At 65.2% G+C, this 6969-nt stretch carries 7 protein-coding genes; all 7 read left to right on the top strand.

Annotation, left to right across the window (positions count from 1 at the left end; translation table 11 throughout):
* The first annotated feature begins 121 nt into the window (after window positions 1-121).
* The gene (glnA, locus tag VJ673_RS17070) at window positions 122-1531 is read left to right on the top strand and encodes a type I glutamate--ammonia ligase (protein ID WP_324127358.1); all 1410 of its coding nucleotides are present in this window, start codon (window positions 122-124) and stop codon (window positions 1529-1531) included.
* Between the two features lie 119 nt (window positions 1532-1650).
* The gene (locus VJ673_RS17065; protein ID WP_324127357.1) at window positions 1651-2130 is read left to right on the top strand and encodes a DUF4124 domain-containing protein; all 480 of its coding nucleotides are present in this window, start codon (window positions 1651-1653) and stop codon (window positions 2128-2130) included.
* Between the two features lie 61 nt (window positions 2131-2191).
* Window positions 2192-3265, top strand: coding sequence for a nitrogen regulation protein NR(II) (glnL, locus tag VJ673_RS17060; RefSeq protein WP_324127356.1), 1074 nt, complete (start codon window positions 2192-2194; stop codon window positions 3263-3265).
* 43 nt (window positions 3266-3308) lie between these two features.
* Entirely contained in the window at window positions 3309-4742 is a 1434-nt protein-coding gene (gene ntrC / locus VJ673_RS17055; protein WP_324127355.1) for a nitrogen regulation protein NR(I), read from the top strand.
* An 88-nt stretch (window positions 4743-4830) separates the two neighbouring features.
* Window positions 4831-5640 carry a biotin--[acetyl-CoA-carboxylase] ligase gene (locus tag VJ673_RS17050; protein WP_324127354.1) on the top strand — a complete coding sequence of 270 codons (810 nt, stop codon included), beginning with the start codon at window positions 4831-4833 and terminating at the stop codon, window positions 5638-5640.
* Window positions 5637-6368, top strand: a complete 732-nt coding sequence (locus VJ673_RS17045; RefSeq protein WP_324127353.1) for a type III pantothenate kinase — start codon at window positions 5637-5639, stop codon at window positions 6366-6368. Before VJ673_RS17050 ends, VJ673_RS17045 begins: the two co-directional genes overlap by 4 nt.
* A gap of 48 nt (window positions 6369-6416) precedes the next feature.
* The coding region (locus VJ673_RS17040) for a pyridoxal-phosphate dependent enzyme (RefSeq protein WP_324127352.1) at window positions 6417-6969 on the top strand (553 nt) is incomplete at its 3' end.

Raw genomic sequence — 6969 nt, 5'->3', positions numbered from 1 at the left:
TGGCACAATGCCCGGCACACTGAAAAAGCATGGCATGGATGCTGCTTACTTCGGCGCAACGGAAATATCCCCCGTTATCAACCGCTATCGTCTCTTCTCACCAGGAGCACCAGGAGTGAATATGAACGCTCAAGACGTCATGAAGATGATTCAGGAAAACGAAGTGCGCTTCGTTGACCTGCGCTTTACCGATACGATGGGCAAAGAGCAGCACGTCGGTCTGCCGGTGTCGGCATTCGAAGAAGAGCACTTCGAGCACGGCCACCCCTTCGACGGCTCCTCGATCGCCGGCTGGAAGGGCATCCAGGCCTCCGACATGATCCTGATGCCGGAAGCGGGCACCGCCTACATCGACCCGTTCTTCGACGAAACCACCCTGGTGCTGACCTGCGACGTCATCGAACCGTCGGACGGCAAGGGCTACGATCGTGACCCGCGCTCGATCGCCAAGCGCGCCGAAGCCTATCTGAAGAGCACCGGCCTGGGCGACACCGCCTTCTTCGGCCCCGAACCCGAATTCTTCATCTTCGACGCCGTCGAGTGGAACATCGACATGTCGGGCGTCTACAGCAAGATCATCTCGGAAGAAGCCGCGTGGTCGACCGCCGAGAAGTTCGAAGGCGGCAACACCGGCCACCGTCCGCGCGTCAAGGGCGGCTACTTCCCGGTTCCCCCGGTCGATAGCCTGAACGACGTGCGCGCCGCCATGGTGCTCGCGCTCGAAGCCTGCGGCGTGCCGGTCGAAGTGCACCACCACGAAGTGGCGAACGCCGGCCAGTGCGAAATCGGCACCAAGTTCAGCACGCTGACCAAGCGCGCCGACTGGACCCAGGTCCTGAAGTACATCGTGCACAACGTCGCGCACCAGTACGGCAAGACCGCCACCTTCATGCCGAAGCCGATCGTCGGCGACAACGGCTCGGGCATGCACGTCCACCAGTCGATCTGGAAGGACGGCCAGAACCTGTTCGCGGGCAACGGCTACGCCGGCCTGTCCGAAATGGCGCTGTACTACATCGGCGGCATCATCAAGCACGCCCGCGCGCTGAACGCGATCACCAACCCGGGCACCAACTCGTACAAGCGCCTCGTGCCGCACTACGAAGCCCCGACCAAGCTCGCTTACTCGGCTCGTAACCGTTCGGCCTCGATCCGTATCCCGTACGTCGCCAACCCGAAGGGCCGCCGCATCGAAGCGCGCTTCCCGGATCCCCTGGCCAACCCGTACCTGGCCTTCTCCGCGCTGATGATGGCGGGTCTCGACGGCATCCAGAACAAGATCCACCCGGGCGACCCGGCCGACAAGAACCTGTACGACCTGCCGCCGGAAGAGGATGCAAAGATCCCGACCGTCTGCACCAGCCTCGAACAGGCGCTCGAGTACCTCGACAAGGACCGCGAGTTCCTGACCCGCGGCGGCGTGTTCTCGAACGACTTCCTCGACGCCTACATCGGCCTGAAGTCGGGCGAAGTCGATCGCATGCGCATCACGACGCACCCGGTCGAATTCGACATGTACTACAGCCTGTAATCTCACGATTACGCTGGAATAGGAAGGGACGGGCATTGCCCGTCCCTTTTTTATGCGGTCTAATCGCCATCGAGCCGTGCGACGCCCCGGCGGCCGCGGGAATCCCTGAGACCCATTCGATGGACAAGAGAATCTTTCCGGTACTGCTGATCCTGCTGACGGCTTCGCTCGCGCAGGCTCAGGTATTCAAGTGCACCGACGCCAACGGCGCGATCACCTACACCAATGACCGCAGCGCCGGGCGGGGCTGCAAGCAGTTGAGCGAAGATCTGCCGGTCTCCTCGGTGCCAGCCCCTCCAAAGCGGACGAACGGCGCCACGCCTTCGCAATCCACACCGTCGAACTTCCCCCGCGTCGCTCCCGAAGATCAGCGCAGTCGCGACGACACGCGACGCCAGGTGCTCGAGAAGGAACTCGCCACCGAGGAGACGGCGCTCGCCGACGCGCAGAAGGCATTGTCCGAGCAGGAAGCGCAATTCACGCTGGCGCAGCGCAAGCTCCCCGTCGCGCAGGCCCGCATCCAGGAACGACAGGACAAGGTCGACACGCACGTGCGCAACATCGAGGCGCTGAAAAAGGAAATCGCCAACTTGAAGTGAGGGCGCGCACCGACTGGCGTGCTTTTTGCGAGACCCGCAGCAAGAATCCTCGAGCACGCCAATGCCAACTACAACACCCAAGCCCCCCGGTTTTCAGGGTCCCTTCGCCGGCCTAGACCTGCTCTCGTCCGCGGTCGTGCTGATCGACGAGGACCTGTCGATCCGCTACCTCAATGCCGGCGCAGAAAATCTCTTCGCGGTCAGCCAGCGCCGGCTGATCGGCGCCCCCCTGTCGCAATTGCTCGGCGATCCGCCCGGCTTGTCCGCGGCGCTCGGCAACGCGCTCAACACCAACTGGAGCTACACCGGGCAGGATCTGAAGATCCCGCGCCCGAACGGCGAACCGCTACGCCTCGACTGTATCGTCAGTCCGGCCGAAGCAGCCGGCGTGAGTCTCCTGCTGGAGTTCCGCCCGATCGACGCGCAGCTGCGAGTCGCTCGGGAAGAGCAGCTGCTGCAGCAACAGCAGGCTAACCGCGAACTCATCCGCAATCTCGCCCACGAGATCAAGAACCCGCTCGGCGGCATTCGCGGCTCCGCGCAGCTCCTCGAACGCGAACTCGCCGACCCCCAGCTGCGCGAATACACGCAGGTCATCATCGCCGAAGCTGATCGCCTGCAGGACCTGATGAACCGCCTGCTCACCTCGCACTGCATGATGCGCCCCGGCCAGCTCAACATCCACGACGTCCTCGAGCGCGTGCGGCGACTGATCCTCGCCGAGTTCCCGGAGCTGAAGATCCGCCGCGACTACGACACCAGCCTTCCGGAACTGACTGCCGACCGCGAGCAGATGATCCAGGCCATCCTCAACATCGCACGCAATGCCGCGCAGGCGATGGAAGGCCGCGGCGAGATCCAGCTGCGCACGCGCGTCGCCCGCCAGGTGACGCTCGCCAAGCGCAGGTTCAAGCTGGCACTGGAATTGCAAGTCATCGACAACGGACCCGGCATTCCGGACGAGATTCGCGACAAGATCTTCTATCCGCTGGTATCGGGCCGTGAAGGCGGAAGCGGACTCGGGCTGTCGCTGGCCCAAAGCTTCATCGAGCAGCACCAGGGCATGATCGACGTGGAGAGCCACAGGGGATACACCTGCTTCACCATCCTGCTACCGATAATTGACCGCGCATGACCCCAACAAAGCCAGGCGAGGTCGCACCAACATAGTGCATAAGATGAACACCGTCTGGATCGTTGATGATGACCGTTCCATCCGCTGGGTGCTCGAAAAAGCGCTCGGCCGCGAGGACATCCCTCACCGCAGTTTCTCGTCCGCAAGCGAGGCGCTGGCCGCGCTCGAAGTCGAGACGCACCCGCCTAAAGTACTGATTTCAGACATTCGAATGCCCGGCGAGTCCGGCCTGGGCCTGCTCAAACGGGTCAAGGCGCTGCACCCGCAACTGCCGGTCATCATCATGACCGCCTATTCGGATCTGGAGAGCGCGGTATCGGCCTTCCAAGGGGGTGCCTTCGAATACTTGCCCAAGCCCTTCGACGTCGATCAGGCCGTTGCACTGGTTCAGCGCGCGATTGCGCAGAGCGCGCACCAAACCGGTGCGCCTGAGGACACGACGCTCACGCCCGAGATCCTGGGGCAGGCACCTGCGATGCAGGAAGTCTTCCGCGCCATCGGCCGCCTCGCCCAGTCCCACGCCACAGTCCTCATCAATGGCGAATCCGGTTCCGGCAAGGAGCTCGTCGCGCGCGCGCTGCATCGTCACAGCCCGCGACGCGAGGCGCCCTTCATCGCCATCAACACCGCCGCGATCCCGCGCGACCTGCTCGAGTCCGAACTCTTCGGTCACGAACGCGGCGCCTTCACCGGAGCCGCCGCGCAGCGGCGCGGCCGCTTCGAGCAGGCCGAAGGCGGCACGCTCTTCCTCGACGAGATCGGCGACATGCCGGCCGAGCTGCAGACCCGTCTGCTGCGCGTCCTCTCCGACAACCACTTCTATCGCGTCGGCGGCCAGCAGCCGATTCGCGCCAATGTGCGCGTCATCGCCGCCACCCACCAGAACCTCGAAGACCGCGTCCGCCAGGGACTCTTCCGCGAGGACCTCTTCCACCGCCTCAATGTGATCCGCCTGCGCCTGCCGCCGCTGCGCGAACGTCACGAAGACATTCCCATCCTCGTGCGTCACTTCCTGCAGCGCAGCGCACAGGAGTTGGGCGTCGAAGCGAAGCGGATGTCGGACGCGGCGATCAAGTACCTGCAGGCCCAGCCCTTCCCCGGCAACGTCCGCCAGCTCGAGAACCTGTGTCACTGGCTCACGGTGATGGCGCCCGGGCAGACCGTCGAGATCCCCGACCTGCCGCCGGACATGCGCGACCAGCCGGACCGCGAGATGCCGATCAGCTGGTCGGAGGGCCTCGCACTTGAAACGGATCGCATGATCGCGACTGCGCCCGGCGAAGTCTTCGATCGCCTGACGCGCGAATTCGAACGCACGCTGATCCGCCGCGCGCTCAGCGCGACGGGCGGGCGCCGCATCGAAGCCGCGCAACTGCTGGGCATCGGCCGCAACACGATCACGCGCAAGATCCAGGAACTGGGTATGGACGACGAACGCGCTTCTGCGGCGGAGGCCGGCCACCATTCCGCACAATAAGCGCGTTTGACGCCCGCGCACCATACTCGTGCATGGGCGCGCAATGTCGGATAATGCCGGTTTCAGCTTCTGATACGGGAACACCGGCGTGCAATCCAACTCCTGCAACAGCTCATTGTCGGCCGACGCGATCCTCCGGCACCTCGGTCCGCTCGCGGGCGAATTCGGTCTGCAAGTCCGGGCCGAATGTGCATCGACCAACAGTGAGTTGATGGACGCGCCGCCCGCCGATGACGGCCGCGTGCACGTCGTCGTCGCCGAGCGCCAGACCGCCGGCCGCGGCCGCCGGGGGCGGCAATGGCAGTCCTGGAGCGGCGGCAGCCTGACGTTTTCGAGCCTCTGGCGCTTTGCACCCGGCGCGCCGGTCCCCGCAGGCCTGTCGCTGGTGGCCGGGCTTGCGGTCGTGCGCGCCCTTGAAAAGCTTGGCGTACAGGGCCTGCAGCTCAAATGGCCCAACGACGTCCTCGTCAACGGCAGCAAACTCGCTGGCATCCTCGTCGAGTTGCAACCGGGCCGCGGACGCACGCCCGCCGCAGTCGTCGGCATCGGCATCAACCTGCGCCTGCCCGACGACGCTTACATTCCGGACCAGCCTGCGGTCACCGACCTCGCACGACAGCTCGACCTGGTCCCCGCTCCCGAAGCCCTGCTCGCCTCAGTGCTGACCGAGCTCCATATCCTGTTCGATACCTACGCAGCGGCCGGCTTCGCCGCGCTGCGCGGCGCCTGGCAGCAGCGCAACGCCTTTGCGGATCTTCCCGTGCGCATCAGTGGCGAAGGCACCGACGTCGTCGGCATCTGCACCGGCGTCGACGAGGACGGTGCCTTGCTCGTGCGCACGGAGCAGGGCCTCGAACGCATCCTCTCCGGCGAAGTGTCGCTGAGGGCAGCGCAGTGATCCTGCTGGTCGATGCCGGCAACACGCGCATCAAATGGGCCGTGCTGGACGGCGACTCGTGGCTCGCCCAGGAGGCGCTAGCGCATGACAACGTCAGCGAATTGCGGGGGGTCGCAGACGCATATCCTGACATCACGCGCGTCTTCGGCGCCAACGTCGCCGGACCGCAAATCTCCGCCGCCATTGCCGACGCCCTGAATACGCTCGCACCCCCGCAGTGGCTGCAATCATCAGCCCTGTGCTGCGGCGTCACCAACACCTACGACAACCCCGGCCAACTCGGCTGCGACCGCTGGGCAGCACTCATCGGCGCACGCGCGCAACACGACCACGCCTGCCTCGTCGTGAATGCCGGCACGGCAACGACCGCTGACGTGCTCGACGCGGACGGCCACTTCCGCGGCGGCATCATCCTCCCGGGCGACCGCCTGATGCGCCGATCGCTCGCGGGCAACACGGCACAGCTGCCCTTCTCCGAAGGCCGATACACCGCGGCGCCCCGCAACACCGCCGACGCGATCGCCTCCGGCTGCCTCAACGCCCAGGCGGGCGCCATCGAGCGCATGTTCCGCCAGATCGCCGACGCGCCTCAGGCCTGCTGCCTGTTGAGCGGCGGCGGAGCCGAGGCGCTCGCTGACCTCCTAGACATCCCGCTGCGACGCATCGACAACCTGGTCCTGAAGGGACTGGCGACGATCGCAGCGAGCGAGCCGCCCACGATCCGCTAACATAGCCATCCGGCATCACCCGGCACACAACAGGAAGAGGAAGACGACATGACCGAACCGACGCGCATCCTGCTCGAAGAAAACGAAATCCCGACGCACTGGTACAACGTCGTCGCGGACATGCCCAACGCCCCGACTCCGCCCCTAGGCCCCGACGGCAAGCCCGTGAGCCCCGAGCAGTTGCTCGCCATCTTCCCCGGCCAGATCATCGAACAGGAAATGAGCGCCGAGCGCTGGATTCCGATTCCCGACGAAGTGCGCGAGGTGTACAAGATCTGGCGTCCGAGCCCGCTGATGCGCGCGGTTCGCCTCGAGCGCGCGCTCGGCACCCCGGCGAAGATCTTTTTCAAGTATGAAGGCGTCTCCCCGGCTGGCTCGCACAAGCCCAACTCCGCCGTGCCGCAGGCCTTCTACAACCGCGAGGCCGGCATCAAGCGGCTCACCACGGAAACCGGCGCCGGCCAGTGGGGGTCGTCGATCTCCTTCGCCGGCCAGATGTTCGGCCTCGAAGTCCGCGTGTACATGGTCAAGGTCAGCTATCACCAGAAGCCCTACCGCCGCCTGATGATGCAGACCTGGGGAGCGGAGGTGTTCGCGAGCC

Origin of the sequence: Aromatoleum sp. (assembly GCF_035254505.1) — a bacterium.
Lineage (GTDB): Bacteria > Pseudomonadota > Gammaproteobacteria > Burkholderiales > Rhodocyclaceae > Aromatoleum.
Note: the sequence above shows the minus strand (reverse complement) of the source record. Positions and strands in the feature narration are given on the sequence as shown.